Raw genomic sequence first — 655 nt, forward strand, 5'->3', positions numbered from 1 at the left:
CATTAATAAATACATTATTCCCTACGAGATGTAGTTCTTCATTTACATTTCCACTAGGTTTCTTTAGTTCTTCATTATTTACATTTGAGTTATGGCTTCCATTAATATTTCCTCCATCTATTCTTACATTATTTCCTATCAGTAAGACTTTATTAGCATTAATGTTTCCTTTGTTAATAATATCTCCTTGCTTATTAGGTTTAAATACAGGAGAGAAAGAAGCAGAATCTGAAGCTCTAAATTTATTAATATCTGCATCACTCATAGCAGATGTAGAAGCTACAAATCTATTTGCATTAATACTTCCACTCTCTGTTACTAATACTCCACTAGGATTTACTAAGAATATATTGTTATTTCCTCCATTTAAAATACCTGCTAGAATAGAAGAGTTTTTTGAATAATCTAAATTTAAATATCCTTTGCCACTTCCTTTAAATCTTACCTCTGCATCTTTACCTATATTAAATCCTCCACCCCAAGCAATCACATTATTATTCTTTCCTCCTTCAATACTCATACAAGCTTTTCCACAACTTCCTATACTTCCACTTCCTCCTACAAACTTACCTCCATTGGATAAAGTATTATTATCTATATTTCTAGCTAAGACTAATTGATTAGATAAGAGTATAGAAGCTACTATGCTAATGCT

Annotated in this window: 1 protein-coding gene; it reads right to left on the reverse strand. The window is 30.4% G+C overall.

The features are described from left to right. Positions 1-655 (reverse strand): filamentous hemagglutinin N-terminal domain-containing protein (locus EBF09_RS09015; protein ID WP_121764748.1); only part of this gene is annotated, 655 nt, incomplete at both ends.

It is taken from the genome of Helicobacter burdigaliensis, from assembly GCF_003670295.1.
In the GTDB taxonomy this organism is placed as follows: Bacteria; Campylobacterota; Campylobacteria; order Campylobacterales; family Helicobacteraceae; genus Helicobacter_D; species Helicobacter_D burdigaliensis.